Here is a 17,493-nt window from a genome sequence, read left to right on the forward strand (position 1 = left end):
CATACGCGCGGATTCTACTCACAGTTCCGTTTACCTGCCAATTGACAGGTAGGGGGTTGACAGCGCAAAAACATCGGCCCAGTCTTTACCTACCAATTGACAGGCAGGTGATCGGATCATGACCTCTTCGCAGCAGCACATTGACGTTTCCACTGTTCCTTCGATGAAAATCTACGATTGGTTCAACGGCCCTTACCCCGCCCGAGTGCGCATTGCGCTGGCGGAAAAGGGTTTGCTACCGAAAATCGAATTCGTGTCGGTGAATCTCTGGACCGGTGAACACAAGCAACCCGAGTTCCTGGCCATCAATTACTCCGGGACTTTGCCCGTGCTGGAGCTGAACGATGGGACGCGAATCGCGGAATGCACGGCGATTACCCAGTACTTGGATAGCCTGGTCGGCGAACCGACGCTGACGGGCGAAACGCCTCTGGAAAAGGGCCTCATCCATATGATGACCAAGCGTGCCGAGAACGAGTTTCTCGATGCGGTCAGCGTGTATTTCCACCATGCTACACCGGGCCTCGGGCCCAAGGTCGAGCTGTATCAGAATGCGGAATGGGGTCGCCGGATGGGCGACAAGGCGATCAGGGGCATGGGCTATTTCGATAACCTGCTCAAAGACCAGCCCTTTGTCGCGGGTGACAAGTTCTCGATGGCCGACATTGCGGTGCTGGGCGGCATGATCTTCGCCTCGCTGGTGCAGCTCCCCGTGCCTGAAGAGTGCGTGGCGCTTCGAGCCTGGCACGCCAGGATGCAGGAGCGCCCCAGCGTCCAGGCATGGCGTGCCATGGTCGAGCGTGGCGTTGAGCCGCGATAGCGGGTAAACCCGACAAAGAAAAACCCGACGCGTTACGTCGGGTTTTTCCTGGGTATTGCGACCCGCAAGTGAGTCACGGGTGCAAAAGGGATGGAGCGCTATGTTGAATGAGCGAGAGCAAGCCCGACGTGCTCATTGTTTACGGGTTACTCGACTTGCGACAGCTTGGCGTCATCGCAACCGGCAGCACGGCACTCGCGCTCGACAGCCTTGAGTATGACGATACGCGCCTCGGTCTTCTCATTGGCACAGTCCAGGTAGAGCAGGCCATCGTTGGAACAGGCGCTGTCACGATTTTTGATCCACTGGATTTGAGCGGCTTTTACTTTTTTCTTTTGCTCCGGGTTCAGAGCACCCATCGTCTTCTTGTATTGCTCGTTGATTTCCTGATCCGACTGAACCATTTTCAGCGACGCGCAATAGGTTCTGTCATAGGCATTTCTAGGGTTATCGCAACTCATCGCAGATGCCGATGCTGATGCCATTGCCAGCAATGCCCCAACCAACAAAGACTTGATCACTTACTTCTCTCCCTGAATGCCCTCTATTGATTAGAGGTCGCGGCGGGGAATTTATCATGAGGGTTGTCGAACAATGAAGCGGATCCTACCGCCTTCATGTTTTCCATGGCCCATGATCGGCCGCGACTGCCTTGCGCTACAACTTTGACTTTCTCGACCAAAGATCGAGGTCGCTGCCGCACGCCGCAACGATGTAGTTCCCACACCAAGAAAATCCGAACGCCCTCACATGGTCCCTGTAGATCACCGTGCAATCCGCTTGATGACCCTCAATCAGCGCATTTTTGAAGGGTTTGCTCAGAATAAGGCTGTTCTCGGGCCAATCCGGGGAAACCAGCTCCAGCCCTTCCCCGGCGATGTTGCCGGTTGGCAAGCCACCGCCGTTTATGCCACACAGCGATATGACTTCATCGGCGATCACGCCAATGCCCTGGCAATGCAACCCAAGTTCGCTCAAGCCCGCATATTCTTCATAGTCGCGCTCAATTTTTTCGCCTGTGTCGCAGTGCACAACACTTCGACCCGAGCTTGAGACGACCAGCAAATAGGGGCCTTTTTGCGAAAACCCTACCGATAGCAGCCCGCCGACGGCTATCGAGGCAATATGACTCCAGCCCTCGGGATTCTCATCGACAGGGATCTGGTCGATGAGTCGTATCAAGCGCTTTCGATTGTTTTCGCGTAATGAATTCATGAGTGCATTCGGATAAAAAGGTTTTGCAGCATCCCCAAACATCCCCAAGCCGGTCAAACATTCGTGGCGAGGGAGCTTGCTCCCGCTGGCTGCAAAGCAGCCCCACCCACTTCAAACCTCAACCGTAAACCCGTCTCGCCCCAGTTTACGGGCCAAAACCAAGCCCTGTTTATCCTCCTCACCACTCCCCGTCCGCCAGGCTACCTAACCTTGCGCCATTGCCTACAACTACGCCAGAATCCGCCCGCTTGTGCGCCTTGCCCCCGGGTTCTATCGTTTTCCTGCCACTGCCCATCAGTGGTCGGGTTTAGTAGCCCGAGGTATTTAGTAAGGTGCAAAGCTCTATCAGTCAGGTATTTCCATGCCTGTATTTGATGGCGGCTGTGCGCAGGGCGCCCTCGGGCGCGCCGGCTTTGCTGAGTCCCCGGTCTACTAACCTGCGTACAGCTGCCACCCCTTGTTTAGTAGCTGGAGGGTTGCGGCTTCACCTACAGGACTTAGCACATGATCAAACCTACGCCGAATCCGCCAGAGGCGGACCAAGCTTCCCTGCGAACCAAATCCAAAGCCAAGAAACACGACGAAGCCACCAATCGCGTCTTGGATTACTACCTCCTACCAAAATCGGAAAAGTCCGAAGATGCGTCCCAACCGGGCCAGCTCTTCACCGTCGCAAAAAACGCCGATAACGAATCCCTCCTCGCCAACCTCAGCGAAACCCTGGCGGCAGCCGACGCGATGGTCAGCAACCTGGCCTTTGACCTGGAAGGTCCCCGTCGTCACATCGCCCTTGGTGTCCAGCAACTGATTGAACTGAGTTCATTGTTGGCGAATCGGGTGTTGGATAACGTTGATCCGCGATAGCAGATAAACATCCTTCCCAAAAGCAACCCGACATCTAGTGTTGGGTTTGCTTTATTAATGCTTTAGAAACACGCAAGTCCGCAGAGATTTCTCTCAAGCAGGCCTCGGAAGGTAGGCACGAGAGTCAACCCTCATGCGTTGGGATAGGTATTGCGGCGGGACAATCACTAGGTCAATTAAATTTGATGAATGTCCGTGAGCTTGCAGATCTTTGCGGGACGCGCATATTTCCGAGCAAAAAAAAACGGGCCTGCATTCCCACGCAGTCCCGTTTTTTCACCATCTGATCAGCTCAAAACGCCGGCAAAACCGCCCCTTTGTATTTCTCCAGAATAAAAGCCTTCACTTCCGGCGTATGCAGCGCCGCCACCAGCTTCTTCATCGCCTCACTGTCCTTGTCATCCTCACGAGCCACCAGGATATTCACATAAGGCGAGTCGCTACCTTCAATCACCAGCGCGTCCTTGGAAGGATCAAGCTTGGCTTCCAACGCATAGTTGGTGTTGATCAACGCCAGATCCACCTGGGTCAGCACCCGCGGAATGGTCGCTGCTTCCAGCTCACGGAATTTCAGATCCTTCGGGTTCTCGGTGATGTCCTTGGTGGTGGACAGGATGTTGTTCGAATCCTTCAACTTGATCACCCCAGCCTTCGCCAGCAGCAACAGCGCACGGCCGCCGTTGGTGGCGTCGTTCGGGATGACCACGTTGGCGCCGCCCGGCAGTTCGGTAAGGGCCTTGTACTTGCTGGAGTACGCGCCCAGGGGTTCCAGGTGCACACCGGCCACGCTTACCAGGTGCGTGCCCTTGGCTTTGTTGAACTCATCCAGGTACGGCTGGTGCTGGAAGAAGTTGGCGTCCAGGCGTTTTTCCGCGACTTGTACGTTCGGCTGGATGTAGTCGGTGAAGACTTTGACCTTGAGGTCCACGCCTTCTTTGGCCAGGGCCGGTTTGACGAATTCGAGGATTTCCGCGTGCGGCACCGGGGTGGCGGCGACGGTCAGGGTGTCGGCGGCGTGGGCGGAAAACGCTGCGGCGGCAGCGAAGGCAACCAGTAGTTTCTTCATTCAGCTAACTCCTTTTGAAGCGCCTGCTCTCGGCGCCTGCCAGCGAATGGCCGGCTCATGGTTTATTGGCCGCGAGGCCTTATTTTCTAGAAAAATGCACAACCAGTTTGTCGCCCACGGTTTGCAGGACCTGAACCAGCACCAGCAGCAACACCACCGTGACCACCATCACATCGGTCTGGAAACGCTGGTAACCAAAACGGATCGCCAGGTCGCCCAAACCACCGGCGCCGACCACACCGGCCATCGCCGTGTAAGACACCAGCGTAATCGCTGTCACCGTAATCGCTGCAAAAATGCCTGGACGGGCTTCCGGCAGCAAGGCGTTGACGATGATCTGCCGGGTGGTCGCGCCCATGGCCTGGGTCGCTTCGATGATGCCGCGATCGACTTCGCGCAAGGCGGTTTCCACCAACCGCGCAAAGAACGGTGTCGCGCCGACCACCAGCGGCGGGATCGCGCCGGCCACGCCCAGGGAGGTGCCGGTGATCAATACCGTGAACGGGATCATCACGATCAACAGGATGATGAACGGCAGCGAACGCAGGATGTTGACGATGAGCGACAGCAGCGCATAAACGCCGCGGGCTTCGAGCAACTGGCGCGGGCTGCACAGGAACAGCAACACGCCCAGCGGCAGGCCGAGCAGCACGGTAAACAACAGCGAACCGAACAGCATCAGGAAGGTGTCGCCCGTCGCCAGCCAGATTTCCAGCCAGTCGATGTTGGAGAAGAACGAACTCAACAGTTCCATTAGCGCAGCACCTCCATGTGGACATCGGCCGCGGTGAAGCGGGCGAACGCCGCCTCCATGTCACCGCCGGTGATGGCGAGGGTCAGTTGCCCGTAGGGGGTGTCTTTGATGCGGTCGATGCGGCCGGCCAGGATGCTGTAGTCCACGCCGGTTTCCCGGGCGATGGTGCCGAGCAATGGCGCGTAGGTCGCGTCGCCCTGGAAGGTCAGACGCACGATGCGCCCGGGCACGTGGGCGAAATCGTCGCGCTGTTCGCTTTCGTCGATTTGCTCGTCTTCCTGGACGAAACGCTTGGTGGTCGGGTGCTTGGGGTGCAGGAACACCTCGGCCACCGGGCCTTGCTCGACGATCACGCCAGCGTCCATCACCGCTACTTGATCGCAGACGCGGCGGATCACGTCCATTTCATGGGTGATCAGCACGATGGTCAGCTTCAGCTCACGGTTGATTTCCGCCAGCAGTTGCAGCACCGAGGCGGTGGTCTGCGGGTCGAGGGCACTGGTGGCCTCGTCGCACAGCAAGATCTTCGGTTTGGTCGCCAGGGCGCGGGCGATGCCGACGCGCTGCTTCTGGCCGCCGGACAATTGCGCCGGGTACTTGCGGGCGTGGTCGGACAGCCCTACCCGTGCCAGCAACTCGGCCACTCGGCGGTCAATGTCGCTGCGGGACAGTTCGCCCGCCAGCGTCAGTGGCAGCGCGACGTTGTCGGCCACGGTCTTGGACGCCAGCAGGTTGAAGTGCTGGAAAATCATCCCGACTTGCTGCCGGAAGCGCCGTAGGCCACTGGCGTCCAGGGCGGTGACTTCTTCGCCATCGACGATGATCTTGCCGCCGCTGGAATCTTCCAGGCGATTGATCAGGCGCAGCAGGGTACTTTTTCCCGCACCGGAATGGCCGATCAAGCCGAAGACCTGACCGTTCTCAATCGTCAGATTGGTCGGATGCAGGGCGGGGATATCCCTACCGGCGACCCGGTAGGTTTTATAAACGTTTTGAAACTCGATCACGTAGCGAACCTTGTGGGGCGCGTTGGAAAAGGGTCAGCGGTTAGCCGGGCGCGCATTTTAGCCTGTCCGTATAGAGGTTCTTAGCATTTATTTGCGATCGGACCTGTCATTTGGCAATAACGCGATCAAAGGCCATAAAAAAGGAACACAGCCAAACGGCATCGGTCACTCATTAAGCAACTCGAAAATGCCCAGGTACCGACCTGCGGCATCGAACTCAAGAGTCCTGGCCACGGCGGGGATCGCAAAGAGGAGTCATGTCTGATGAGTACCGAAAAGCCCACGGTCAACAAGAGCCAACTGGCCGGGACCGACACGCTGGATCGCGGCAACACCAACGCCAAACTCGAGAGCCTGGAACAGTTTCGCTCCGACGCCACCGAACAAGCATTGCGCACCAATCAGGGCGTGAAGATCGCCGATAACCAGAACACCCTTCGCGTCGGCGCTCGCGGGCCTTCGCTGCTGGAAGACTTCATCATGCGTGAAAAAATCACGCACTTTGACCATGAGCGCATCCCGGAGCGCATCGTCCACGCTCGTGGTACCGGGGCCCACGGTTATTTTCAGACCTATGATGCGCACTCGGCCTTGACCAAAGCCGGTTTCCTACAAGATCCAAGTAAGAAAACCCCGGTGTTCGTGCGTTTTTCCACCGTGCAAGGGCCGCGGGGTTCCGGCGATACCGTGCGGGACGTGCGTGGCTTTGCGGTGAAGTTCTTTACCGACGAAGGCAACTTCGACCTGGTGGGCAACAACATGCCGGTGTTTTTCATCCAGGATGCGGTGAAGTTTCCAGACTTCGTCCACGCGGTGAAACCCGAACCGCACAATGAAATACCTACCGGCGGTTCGGCCCACGACACCTTCTGGGATTTCGTCTCGCTGGTGCCGGAATCGGCGCACATGGTGATCTGGGCGATGTCCGACCGGGCCATTCCGAAAAGCCTGCGCAGCATGCAGGGCTTTGGCGTGCACACCTTCCGCATGATCAACGCCGAAGGCAAAAGCAGCTTCGTCAAATTCCACTGGCGCCCTACGGTCGGCACCTGTTCATTGGTGTGGGACGAAGCCCAGAAACTGGCGGGTAAAGATACCGACTACCACCGTCGCGATCTCTGGGAATCGATCGAGATGGGCGACTATCCGGAATGGGAATTTGGTGTGCAGATCGTTGCCGAGGAAGACGAGCACAAGTTCGATTTCGACCTGCTCGACCCGACCAAGATCATCCCTGAAGAACTGGTCCCCATCACGCCCCTGGGCAAGATGGTGCTGAACCGCAACCCGGACAACTTCTTCGCCGAAGTCGAGCAAGTTGCCTTCTGCCCCGGGCATATCGTGCCGGGCATCGACTTTTCCAACGACCCGTTGCTGCAGGGCCGGCTGTTTTCCTACACCGATACGCAAATCAGCCGACTCGGTGGGCCGAATTTTCATGAGCTGCCGATCAACCGGGCGATTACCCCGGTGCACAACGGCCAGCGTGACGGCATGCACCGCAGCACCATCGACAAGGGGCGCGCTTCCTACGAGCCGAACTCCATCGATGGCGGTTGGCCGAAAGAAACCCCGCCCGGCCCTGAGGACGGTGGCTTCGAAAGCTATCCAGAGCGCATCGACGCCTACAAGATCCGCCAACGCAGCGATTCGTTCGCCGACCATTTTTCCCAAGCGCGGTTGTTCTACAAGAGCATGAGCCCTCATGAGCAGGAGCACATCATCGCCGCCTACAGCTTCGAACTGGGCAAGGTGGAGCGGGAGTTCATCCGGAAACGGCAGGTCAATGAGATCCTCGCCAACATCGACTTGGATCTGGCTGGGCGAGTCGCGAAAAACCTCGGCTTGCCGGCACCGACTGCGGGTACTGTCGATGTTCCGACGCCTTCGCTGGAGCAATCCCCGGCCTTGAGCCAGGCGAACCTGCTGTCTGGCGACATCAAGACCCGGAAAGTGGCGGTGCTGGTGGCCAACGGTGTCGATGGGGCGATCATCGACGTCCTCAAACAGGCCCTGAAGGCCGAGGGCGCCCACGCCAAAGTGCTGGGGCCTACTTCGGCGCCGGTCACCACCGCCGATGGGCAGACGTTGGCGGTGGATGCGTCCATGGAAGGCCTGCCGTCGATTGCCTTCGACGCGGTGTTCGTACCGGGTGGCGCGGAATCGATCAAGGCCTTGAGTCGCGATGGAGTTGCGTTGCATTACGTGCTGGAGGCCTACAAGCATCTGAAAGCCATTGGGCTTCATGGTGAGGCCCGGCAGTTGTTGGTGGAGTTGAAGCTGGAGGTGGATGCGGGGTTGATCGAAGACGCGGAGGCGAGCGGTTTTTCGCGGTTTTTTGCGGCGATTGCTCAGCATCGGGTTTGGGCGCGGGAGCCGAAGGCGAAGGCGGTTCCAGCTTGAGGGTTGTCTGAAAGCGCTTTGTTGCTGATAGGACGCTATCGCGGGCAAGCCTTGCTCCCACAGGAGATCGAATTAACCTGTGGGAGCAAGGCTTGCCCGCGATGCTTTTAGGGCTTGCGAGGAGTCAGCACGACCTGCGCTGGCACACTGCGCAAAATCTGCTTTTGCAGCTTCAGATCAAACCCCGGATCTAGTTTCTTGACCCGCTTGGTCAGCAATGTCGCCAACCACGGATAATCATCAGTACGCGGCGCCTGGATGCTGACCTCACACTGATAATTCACCACATCGGCGGCGATGGCATCCAGTTGCCGACGCATTTGCTGGATGTCGGCGAGGTTGAGCGCAACGGTGGTGCTGGGTGCGCTCGGATCGATCACTTTGGCGACCGGTTTGGCTTCGGCGGCCTGGAGGGCGGCCTCGGCTTTATCCAGCTCGGCCTTGCGCGCTTCGGCAATGGCGCTGTTGACCTCGCCGGTGAGCGCCGGGGCCTTGGGCATCAAGGCTCGGGCACGGCTCAGGGCCGTGGCGGCGGCGTTGACATCGCCTTTTTGCAGATCGATCTGGCTGCGACGCAAGTACGCCTCGGCCAGTTGCCGCTGGTAGGGTTCCAGCGACGGGTCTTCGGGCGACTGGGCTTGCAAGGCGGCCAACTGGTCTTCAGCGGTGGCCAGCTCATTGCTGGCCAGGCTTTGCTCGAGCTGCGCGATGGCCGGGCCCCGCGTATCGGGGGCCTGGGTGACCGGCGGTGTACTCTGGCAAGCGCCCAGCAGCAGGGAAAATGCGACAAGGAGCAGATAACGGGAGGCGAACGGCTTCATTCCTGCGACTCTCTATTTGCGCAAAAAGCGAGCAAGTCTACACCCCTCTACGAGGCAGGACAAAACTCAGCAGAAACAACGCAGCGGCGCTGACCACGATCGACGGACCGGCCGGGGTGTCCTTGAACCACGACAACGCCAATCCACCGCACACCGCGAGCATGCCCAGCAGGCTCGCGCCCAGGGCCATTTGCTCCGGGGAGCGGGCGTGACGCTGTGCCGCAGCCGCCGGGATGATCAGCAATGAAGTGATCAGCAAGACACCGACGATCTTCATCGCCACCGCGATGACTACGGCAATCAGCAGCATCAGTGCCAGACGCAAACCCACCACCGGCAAGCCTTCGACGCGCGCCAGTTCCTCGTGCACGGTGACGGCCAGCAAGGGCCGCCAGAGCGCCACCAGCAACAACAGCACCGCCGCGCTGCCGCCGAGGATCCACGACAGATCTGTCGGACTGATCGCCAACAGATCGCCGAACAGATAGGCCATCAGGTCAATTCGCACGTCATGCATGAAGCTTAGTACCACCAGCCCGAGGGACAGGGTGCTCGGCGCCAGAATGCCCAACAGTGTGTCGGACGCCAGCGGCTGGCGCTGTTGCAACGTCACCAACAACACCGCCAACAACAGGCAGCCAACGGTCACCGCCACCGCCGGGCTGACATCCAGCAGAAACCCCAGGGCCACGCCGAGCAACGCCGCGTGGGACAAGGTGTCGCCAAAATAAGCCATGCGCCGCCAGACCACGAACGAGCCCAAGGGGCCGGCCACCAGCGCCAGGGCCAGGCCTGCGAGCAGGGCGTACAACAGAAAATCAGCCATGCTTGCAGCCATCTCCATGAACATGATTGGAAGCAGAAGGGGCACTGACCACTGAACCATGCAGGTCGTGGGCGTGATCGTGGTGGTGGTGATAAATCGCCAGGCTTTGTGCGTTCTTTCCGAACAACTCGACGAAGGCCGGATCGCCGCTGACCTGCTCGGGATGCCCGGAACAGCAGACGTGGCGGTTGAGGCAGACCACTTGGTCGGTGGTGCTCATCACCAGGTGCAGATCGTGGGACACCATCAGCACGCCGCAACCATGACGGTCGCGCAAGCGCGTGATCAGGCTGTACAGCTCGGCCTGCCCCGCTACATCGACACCTTGCACCGGTTCGTCGAGCACCAGCAGTTCAGGCTCGCGCAGCAGAGCGCGGGCCAGCAGCACGCGCTGCATTTCGCCACCGGAAACACTTTGCACCGGGCTGTCGATTACCTGTTCGGCGCCGACTTCGTTGAGCGCCGCCAAGGCCCGTGCGCGGTCCACGCCAGGCACCAGGCGCAGGAAGCGCAACACCGACAGCGGTAGCGTCGGGTCTACGTGGAGTTTTTGCGGCATGTAGCCGACCCGCAGCTTTGGCTTGCGCCAGACACTGCCGCTGTCGGGCTTGAGCAAACCGAGCACGGCGCGCACCAGTGTGGTCTTGCCGGCGCCGTTGGGGCCGATCAGGGTCACGATCTGCCCCGGCTCGACGCTCAGTTGGATGTTGTCCAGCACGCTCTGTCCGGCGAACGTCACGGCCACCTGCTCAAGGCGGATCAACGCATTGCTCATCAGGCCCCCTGGCAGCCGGAGCACAGACCGACCACTTCGACGGTCTGGGTATCGACCACGAAGCCGACTTCTTTGGCGCTGGCGATGATCGCATCGCTGATGGACTTCTGCTCCAGCTCGATGGCCGCATGGCATTCGCGGCAGATCAGGAACTGGCCTTGGTGGGCGTGCTCCGGATGGTTGCAGCCGACGAAGGCGTTCAGCGACGAAATGCGATGCACCAGGCCGTTTTCCAGGAGGAAATCCAGTGCCCGATAGACCGTCGGCGGCGCGGCGCGGCGGCCGTCCTGCTCGCTGAGCACGGCGAGGATGTCGTAGGCGCCCAGCGGCTTGTGGCTCTGCCAGACCAATTCCAACACGCGCCGACGCAAGGCGGTCAGGCGCAACCCCTGGCGCGCGCAGATGGCATCGGCCTCGGACAGCGCGCTGTGCACACAGTGGGAGTGATCGTGGGGACGACTGGCAAGGGGTGTAATAGGCATGGGCAGCGACGAGTTTAGTGAGAGACGTTATTATGTTACCCGTTCTCGCCTCTACGAGTGGTCATCGTGTCCCGATTTTTTTCGCTCTTTGTCGTTTTTGTCGCAAGTTTTCTACTGATTGGCCCGGCCCACGCCGACGTCAAGGTGCTCACCAGCATCAAGCCGTTACAGCTGATTGCCGCTGCGGTACAGGACGGCGTGGCGGTTCCGGAAGTGTTGCTGCCTCCCGGTGCTTCGCCGCATCACTATGCCTTGCGGCCATCCGACGTACGGAAGGTGCAGTCAGTGGACTTGCTGTACTGGATTGGGCCCGACATGGAAGGTTTCCTGCCGCGAGTGTTGAACGGTCGTACCCTGCCTTCCGTCGCGGTGCAGGATCTGCCGGGGCTCAAGTTGCGTCACTTCGCCCAGGACAGCGCGTCCCACGAGGACGATGATCATGACGGCGATGAACACGATCACGACCATCGCCCCGGCAGCGTGGATGCCCACTTGTGGCTCTCGCCGCTCAATGCGCGGGTGATCGCGGCGAAAATGGCGGCTGACCTGAGCGCGGCGGATCCGGCCAACGCTGCCCGCTATCAAAGCAACCTCAAGGGTTTCAACCAGCGTCTCGACGCCCTGGATACACGCTTGAAGGCGCGCCTGGCCGGGGTCGCGGGCAAGCCGTATTTCGTGTTCCACGAAGCGTTCGACTATTTCGAAGACAACTACGGCCTCAAGCACGCCGGGGTGTTCGCCGTGGCTGCCGAAGTCCAGCCCGGTGCCCAGCACGTGGCGGCGATGCGCACGCGCTTGCAAGCGGTGGGCAAGACCTGCGTGTTCAGCGAACCGCCCCTGCGCCCGCGCCTGGCTGAAACCCTGGTGGCTGGGTTGCCGGTGAAGTTGGCGGAGCTGGATGCACTGGGCGGCTATACCCCGGCGACGGCGCAGGGGTATGAGCAGTTGTTGGAGAAGTTGGGCAATGATTTGGCGGGGTGCCTGGAGTCGCTGTAATCCCCTCCGCTGTTGTGGCGAGGGAGCTTGCTCCCGCTGGGCTGCGAAGCGGCCCCAACATCTTGCGGTCGCTACGCAACCCAGCGGGAGCAAGCTCCCTCGCCACAAAAGCATTCGCGCATTGACTGGCTGTTACAAGGCGAAAGGCAACTGTGCGTGAATCGTCTGCCGCTGCGCCAGCCGCTGCTGGAACTCCATCGGATCGTGAATCAACACATCCTGCCCGGCAAACGATTCGGCGGCGATCAACCGCGACAGCCAGAACCGCACGCACGCCACGCGCAGCATGGTCGGCCATAGCTCGGCCTCGGCAGCCGTAAACGGCCGCAGCGCCGCATAGGCGCCCAGCAACGCCCGCGCCCGAGGGCCATCGAGCGCACCGTCGTCATTCGAGCACCAGTCGTTCAAGGCGATGGCAACGTCATACAGCATCGGCCCTGAGCAGGCGTTGTAGAAGTCGATCAACCCGGTCAGATGCGTGCCTTCGAACATTGCATTGTCGCGGAACAGATCGGCATGGATGTTGGCGCGCGGCAGCGCCAGGATGCCGACCTTCTGCAAAACGATTTCATCCAATGCCGCTTCCAGCAACCGACGCGGCTCAGCGTCGAGGTGCGACAACAGCTTGGCGCCCTCCTCCTGCATCCAGTCCAGGCCGCGGTCGGTCTTGCGCTTGATCATCTTGTCCCGGGTCGCCAGGTGCAGGTGCGCCAGCAACTCGCCGACCTGGGCGCAATGTTGCGCGTTGGCCTGCTTGATGTGCTTGCCCGCCAGGCGCGGTTGCAACAGTGCCGGTTTGCCCGCCAGTTCCCGCAGTGCCACGCCGTCGGTGGTGCGCAAGGCATAAGGCACCGGCAGGTCGGCGTCATGCAGCACGTCCAGCAGTTCGATGAAGAACGGCATTTCCTGCACCGGGCCGCGCTCGACCAGGGTCAGGACGAATTCGCCCTGCTCCAGGCTGATGAAGAAATTGGTGTTTTCGCTGCCGGCGGCGATCCCCTGGAAATCAAGCAGACGGCCAAGCCCGTAAGGGGCGAGAAAGGTTTCCAGCTCGGGCCGAGCCAGGGGGGTGAACACAGACATGGTTAAAACTGCCAGTACGGGCGCCCTTCAGCGGGCGCCGGTTGAAGTCGCGAGCGGTATTACCACTCAAAGATTTTCCACGACGGAATCAGCATATCCGGCTGGTCCGAGCGGATGAAGTTTGCATCAGTGCCATCGGCGCGTACCAGGAAATAAGGCTTGCCGTTCTTGGGCGTGACCTTGATCGCGTACAAAAATCCGTTTTGCCGATACTCCTGAATGGTTCTATCACCTTCGGTGCGGATGGTGACGTCCGGGTCCGCCGAGGGTGCGTCATCCGCTGCCATGACGGCCAACGGTGTAATTGCAAACAAGCCAGCCAGTAACAGGCGATTTAGTGTACGCATGATAACCTTGTCCCTTTGTCGTCAACGGTCCCGCTATTCTAGCCCCGGACCCGCCGAAAAGGTTGATCCTGCTCATGAGCCAAGCCCCCCTCGTCCTGGTGGACGGTTCTTCTTATCTGTACCGCGCCTTTCACGCGCTGCCACCGCTGACCACCTCCAAAGGCCTGCCGACCGGTGCGGTCAAGGGCGTGCTGAACATGCTCAAGAGCCTGCGCAAGCAGTATCCGGACAGTCCGTTCGCGGTGGTGTTCGACGCCAAGGGTGGGACATTTCGCGATGCGCTGTACGCCGAATACAAGGCCAACCGCCCGAGCATGCCCGACGACATGCGCGTGCAGATCGAACCGCTGCATGCCAGCGTCAAGGCCCTGGGCTTCCCGCTGCTGTGCGTGGACAACGTCGAGGCCGATGACGTAATCGGCACCCTGGCCCGCAGCAGCGCCGCGGCCGACCGCCCAGTGGTGATCTCCACCGGCGACAAGGACATGGCGCAGTTGGTCGATGGGCACATTACCTTGGTCAATACCATGACCGGTAGCGCCCTGGACGTGGCTGGCGTGAAGGAGAAGTTTGGCGTCGCTCCCGAGCAGATCATCGATTACCTGGCGTTGATGGGCGATTCGTCCGACAACATCCCGGGCGTCCCGGGCATCGGACCGAAGACCGCTTCCGGCCTGCTGGTGGGCGTCAATGGCGGCCTGACCGAGCTGTATGCGCAACTGGACATCGTCGCCACTTTGCCGATCCGTGGTGCCAAGACCCTGGCCGCCAAGCTTGAAGAGCACAAGGAAATGGCGTTCCTTTCCTATGAGCTGGCAACCATCAAGACCGACGTGCCGTTGGACGTCGGTCTCGACGACCTGCAAATGGGCACGCCAGATCACGAGAAACTGGCCGAGCTGTACACGTTGCTGGAGTTCAAGAGCTGGTTCGAAGAAAACCAGCGCGACGCCAAGCGTGCCGGCCAGGAGATCGTTGAAGTCAGCGACGAACAACCCGGCGCCGCCGAGGCCAAGTACGAAGTCATCCTCGATCAGGCGCGCTTCGATGCCTGGCTGGCCAAACTCGACAAAGCGCCGCTGTTCGCGTTCGTCACCGAAACCAACGGTAGCGACGCCCAGCATTCGCAACTGGTGGGATTGTCGTTCGCCGTTGCGCCGTTCGAGGCCGCCTACATCCCGCTGACCCACTCCTACATGGGCGTGCCGGAGCAACTGGACCGCGATGCGGTGCTCAAGGCCCTCAAGCCACTGCTGGAAAACCCGAACAAGCTCAAGGTCGGCCAGCACGCCAAGTTCGAAACCAATATCCTGGCCAACTGCGCCATCGGTGGCGACCAGGGCAATGGCATCCTGGTCCAGGGCATCGCCTTCGACACCATGCTCGAATCCTACGTGCTGGACTCCACCGCGACCCGCCACGACATGGACAGCCTGGCGCTCAAGTACCTGGGCCAGAGCAAGACCGATTTCCAGGATATCGCTGGCAAAGGCGTCAAACAGCTGACCTTCGACCAGATCTCCCTGGAACTGGCCGGCCCTTACGCCGCCGAGGATGCGGACGTGACCTTGCGCCTGCACCAGGCCTTGCAGGAGAAGCTGGCGGCCACGCCGAGCCTGGGTAAAGTGCTCACTGAAATCGAAATGCCGTTGATGCCGGTCCTGGCGCGTATCGAGCGCCAGGGTGCGTTGGTCGATGCCAACCTGCTGGGCGTGCAGAGTGTCGAGTTGGGCGAGAAGCTGGTGGCGCTGGAGCGTGAGGCGTTTGCCATCGCCGGCGAGGAATTCAACCTGGGCTCGCCGAAGCAATTGGGTGTGATCCTCTACGAAAAACTCGGCTTGCCGGTGCTCAGCAAAACCGCCAAGGGCCAGGCGTCCACCGCCGAAGCGGTGCTCGCCGAGTTGGCGGAGCAGGATTACCCGCTGCCCAAGGTGCTGATGCAGTACCGCTCGCTGAGCAAGCTCAAGAGCACCTACACCGATCGCCTGCCGGAACAGATCAACAGCCGCACCGGTCGCGTTCATACCAATTATCAACAGGCCGTGGCCGCTACCGGGCGTCTGTCGTCCATCGACCCGAACCTGCAGAACATCCCGATTCGCACCGCCGAAGGTCGACGCATCCGCCAGGCCTTCATCGCGCCGAAAGGCTACAAGCTGTTGGCGGCGGACTACTCGCAGATCGAATTGCGGATCATGGCGCACCTGGCCAAGGATGAAGGCTTGCTCCATGCCTTCCGCAATGATCTGGATGTGCACCGGGCGACGGCGGCCGAGGTTTTTGGTGTCGATCTGGAGGCAGTCACCCATGACCAGCGCCGCAGCGCCAAGGCAATCAACTTCGGTTTGATCTATGGCATGAGCGCGTTCGGCCTGGCCAAGCAGATTGGTGTCGATCGCAAGCAGTCCCAGGCCTACATCGACCGCTACTTCGCCCGCTACCCAGGTGTGCTGGCGTACATGGAGCGCACCCGCGCCCAAGCGGCCGAGCAAGGTTTTGTCGAAACCATTTTCGGCCGCCGGTTGTACCTGCCGGACATCAACGCGAAAAACCCGGCCCTGCGCAAAGGCGCCGAGCGTACCGCCATCAACGCGCCGATGCAGGGCACGGCGGCCGACATCATCAAGAAAGCCATGGTGGCGGTGGATCGCTGGCTGAGCACGTCAGGGCTGGATGCCAAGGTTATCCTGCAGGTACACGACGAACTGGTGCTGGAAGTGCGGGAAGACCTGGTCGACCAGGTGCGCGAGGAAATCCGCCAGCACATGAGCGCCGCCGCCACCCTGGACGTGCCGCTGCTGGTGGAGGTGGGCGTGGGCAATAACTGGGACGAGGCGCACTGAGTCGTAACGGCTGGACTGAACGAACTGGGGATAGGGTGAGCCCTGTGGCGAGGGGATTTATCCCCGCTGGGCTGCGAAGCAGCCCTAAGACCTTTCACCTCAGTGTGTCAGCTGATTGCATTCGGCTTTTTTGGGGGCTGCTGCGCAGCCCAGCGGGGATAAATCCCCTCGCCACATTGAAACACCGCAAATCCGGGGACAGAGCCATTAGTTCGGAAAATTCCTAGGGTTATTCCTAAAAATAATCTGAACTAAACCCGTGAATTGCCACTCAGAGATTTTGAATGGCTGGTGAAGCCCTTCAATGCTCCTATGTTGTGTTAAGTGTTGGCAGATATCTGGACCCCGCCCTAGCGGTCCGGAACTTGGACCCCGAACTTCCCCCTCCCCATAAGAAGTCCGGGGTTTTTTTTGCCTGCGATTTGGCTTATTCCGCCGTTTCGCTGCCCTTGTCCGCCAATTCCATCCAGTCGGCCAATACAGTGTAGGCCTCTTCCAGGCCCATGCGCTTGGGGGCCGAGAACAACTGGATGGTGATCGTGTCGCCCCACCCTTTGCGAATCTCCGACTGCACTTTGAGCAACGTATTTTTTGCAGCGCCGTAGGTGAGCTTGTCGGCCTTGGTCAGCAGGATGTGCATCGGCATGCCACTGGCGACCGCCCAGTCGAGCATCAGCAGGTCGAAGTCGGTCATCGGATGGCGGATGTCCATCATCAGGATCAGGCCTTTCAAACTCTCGCGGCTGCCCAGGTAGGCTTCCAGGTGGCGCTGCCAGTGTTGCTTGAGCGGGATCGGCACTTTCGCGTAGCCGTAGCCGGGCAGGTCGACCAAACGGCGTTCATCGTCTAGCTTGAAGAAGTTCAAGAGCTGCGTGCGGCCCGGGGTTTTCGAGGTGCGTGCCAGGCTGGCATGGGTCAGGGTGTTCAGCGCGCTGGATTTGCCGGCATTGGAACGCCCGGCAAAAGCCACTTCAAAGCCTTCGTCGTCGGGGCATTGATCGACTTTGGCGGCGCTGAGCATGAAAGTGGACTGTTGGCACAGGCCAAGGATGGGGTTCTTCAGTTGCATGGGATTTCCGATGTGGGCGGCGTCGGGAATGGACGCGGCAAGCTGTGTCGTTTCCGTTTCAGTGACGCCAGTATATAATGCCGCAGATTTTGTGTGCGCTTTGTCCCAGCGTAGGATGAAGC

17 protein-coding genes are annotated in these 17,493 nt (G+C 60.1%); 5 read left to right on the plus strand and 12 right to left on the minus strand.

Features of this window, described 5'->3' with window-relative positions:
* The first annotated feature begins 118 nt into the window (after nt 1–118).
* Nucleotides 119–820, plus strand: a complete 702-nt coding sequence (locus PSH86_RS00100) for a glutathione S-transferase (RefSeq protein ID WP_232201330.1) — start codon at nt 119–121, stop codon at nt 818–820.
* A 146-nt stretch (nt 821–966) separates the two neighbouring features.
* Here the strand turns inward: PSH86_RS00100 and PSH86_RS00105 are convergent, their stop codons facing one another.
* Together PSH86_RS00105 and PSH86_RS00110 are read right to left on the minus strand one after the other, a co-directional pair.
* Nucleotides 967–1,341 carry a lysozyme inhibitor LprI family protein gene (locus PSH86_RS00105; protein ID WP_109752845.1) on the minus strand — a complete coding sequence of 125 codons (375 nt, stop codon included), beginning with the start codon at nt 1,339–1,341 and terminating at the stop codon, nt 967–969.
* A 136-nt stretch (nt 1,342–1,477) separates the two neighbouring features.
* A complete protein-coding gene (locus PSH86_RS00110; protein ID WP_176688875.1) occupies nt 1,478–2,035 on the minus strand; it encodes a hypothetical protein in 558 nt (185 codons plus the stop codon).
* A 504-nt stretch (nt 2,036–2,539) separates the two neighbouring features.
* On the opposite strand from PSH86_RS00110, the gene PSH86_RS00115 reads away from it, so the two are divergent.
* Complete coding sequence (locus tag PSH86_RS00115; protein WP_163856007.1) at nt 2,540–2,899, plus strand: DUF6124 family protein; 360 nt, start codon at nt 2,540–2,542, stop codon at nt 2,897–2,899.
* Nucleotides 2,900–3,191: 292 nt separating this feature from the next.
* On the opposite strand, the gene PSH86_RS00120 is transcribed toward PSH86_RS00115, so the two are convergent.
* The 3 genes from PSH86_RS00120 to PSH86_RS00130 form a co-directional block, all read right to left on the minus strand.
* Nucleotides 3,192–3,965, minus strand: coding sequence for a MetQ/NlpA family ABC transporter substrate-binding protein (locus PSH86_RS00120; RefSeq protein WP_230146884.1), 774 nt, complete (start codon nt 3,963–3,965; stop codon nt 3,192–3,194).
* Between the two features lie 79 nt (nt 3,966–4,044).
* Nucleotides 4,045–4,719: a methionine ABC transporter permease gene (locus PSH86_RS00125; RefSeq protein WP_003196204.1), complete on the minus strand. Its 675-nt coding sequence runs from the start codon at nt 4,717–4,719 to the stop codon at nt 4,045–4,047.
* The gene (locus tag PSH86_RS00130; RefSeq protein ID WP_249015761.1) at nt 4,719–5,726 is read right to left on the minus strand and encodes a methionine ABC transporter ATP-binding protein; all 1,008 of its coding nucleotides are present in this window, start codon (nt 5,724–5,726) and stop codon (nt 4,719–4,721) included. The genes PSH86_RS00125 and PSH86_RS00130 overlap by 1 nt, the downstream gene beginning before the upstream one ends.
* Nucleotides 5,727–5,936: 210 nt before the next feature.
* Between PSH86_RS00130 and katE the strand changes: the two genes are divergently transcribed.
* A complete protein-coding gene (gene katE / locus PSH86_RS00135; RefSeq protein ID WP_305490396.1) occupies nt 5,937–8,129 on the plus strand; it encodes a catalase HPII in 2,193 nt (730 codons plus the stop codon).
* Nucleotides 8,130–8,236: 107 nt separating this feature from the next.
* Here katE and PSH86_RS00140 read toward each other — a convergent pair whose 3' ends face one another.
* From PSH86_RS00140 to zur, 4 genes are read right to left on the minus strand one after another with little or no spacing between them, the layout of a single operon-like run.
* Nucleotides 8,237–8,950, minus strand: coding sequence for a PA5502 family lipoprotein (locus PSH86_RS00140; protein ID WP_163856003.1), 714 nt, complete (start codon nt 8,948–8,950; stop codon nt 8,237–8,239).
* Nucleotides 8,951–8,987: 37 nt separating this feature from the next.
* Nucleotides 8,988–9,776 (minus strand): zinc ABC transporter permease subunit ZnuB, encoded by a 789-nt coding sequence (gene znuB, locus PSH86_RS00145; RefSeq protein ID WP_109752854.1) that lies wholly within the window; start codon nt 9,774–9,776, stop codon nt 8,988–8,990.
* The gene (gene znuC, locus PSH86_RS00150) at nt 9,769–10,551 is read right to left on the minus strand and encodes a zinc ABC transporter ATP-binding protein ZnuC (RefSeq protein WP_109752855.1); all 783 of its coding nucleotides are present in this window, start codon (nt 10,549–10,551) and stop codon (nt 9,769–9,771) included. The genes znuB and znuC overlap by 8 nt, the downstream gene beginning before the upstream one ends.
* Entirely contained in the window at nt 10,551–11,033 is a 483-nt protein-coding gene (gene zur / locus PSH86_RS00155) for a zinc uptake transcriptional repressor Zur (protein WP_109752856.1), read from the minus strand. Before zur ends, znuC begins: the two co-directional genes overlap by 1 nt.
* Before the next feature lie 66 nt (nt 11,034–11,099).
* On the opposite strand from zur, the gene znuA reads away from it, so the two are divergent.
* Nucleotides 11,100–12,029 carry a zinc ABC transporter substrate-binding protein ZnuA gene (gene znuA, locus PSH86_RS00160; protein ID WP_305487003.1) on the plus strand — a complete coding sequence of 310 codons (930 nt, stop codon included), beginning with the start codon at nt 11,100–11,102 and terminating at the stop codon, nt 12,027–12,029.
* A gap of 132 nt (nt 12,030–12,161) precedes the next feature.
* Here the strand turns inward: znuA and PSH86_RS00165 are convergent, their stop codons facing one another.
* Both PSH86_RS00165 and PSH86_RS00170 read right to left on the minus strand, forming a co-directional pair.
* Nucleotides 12,162–13,112: a homoserine kinase gene (locus PSH86_RS00165; protein WP_163855998.1), complete on the minus strand. Its 951-nt coding sequence runs from the start codon at nt 13,110–13,112 to the stop codon at nt 12,162–12,164.
* Nucleotides 13,113–13,171: 59 nt separating this feature from the next.
* Complete coding sequence (locus PSH86_RS00170; protein ID WP_014335817.1) at nt 13,172–13,459, minus strand: DUF2782 domain-containing protein; 288 nt, start codon at nt 13,457–13,459, stop codon at nt 13,172–13,174.
* 74 nt (nt 13,460–13,533) lie between these two features.
* Between PSH86_RS00170 and polA the strand changes: the two genes are divergently transcribed.
* A complete protein-coding gene (gene polA, locus PSH86_RS00175; RefSeq protein WP_176688871.1) occupies nt 13,534–16,302 on the plus strand; it encodes a DNA polymerase I in 2,769 nt (922 codons plus the stop codon).
* Between the two features lie 427 nt (nt 16,303–16,729).
* Here polA and yihA read toward each other — a convergent pair whose 3' ends face one another.
* On the minus strand, nt 16,730–17,371 hold the full coding sequence (gene yihA / locus PSH86_RS00180) for a ribosome biogenesis GTP-binding protein YihA/YsxC (protein WP_116833823.1): 642 nt from the start codon (nt 17,369–17,371) through the stop codon (nt 16,730–16,732).
* Nucleotides 17,372–17,493: the final 122 nt, after the last annotated feature.

Source organism: Pseudomonas sp. FP2300 (genome assembly GCF_030687595.1).
GTDB lineage: Bacteria > Pseudomonadota > Gammaproteobacteria > Pseudomonadales > Pseudomonadaceae > Aquipseudomonas > Aquipseudomonas bijieensis.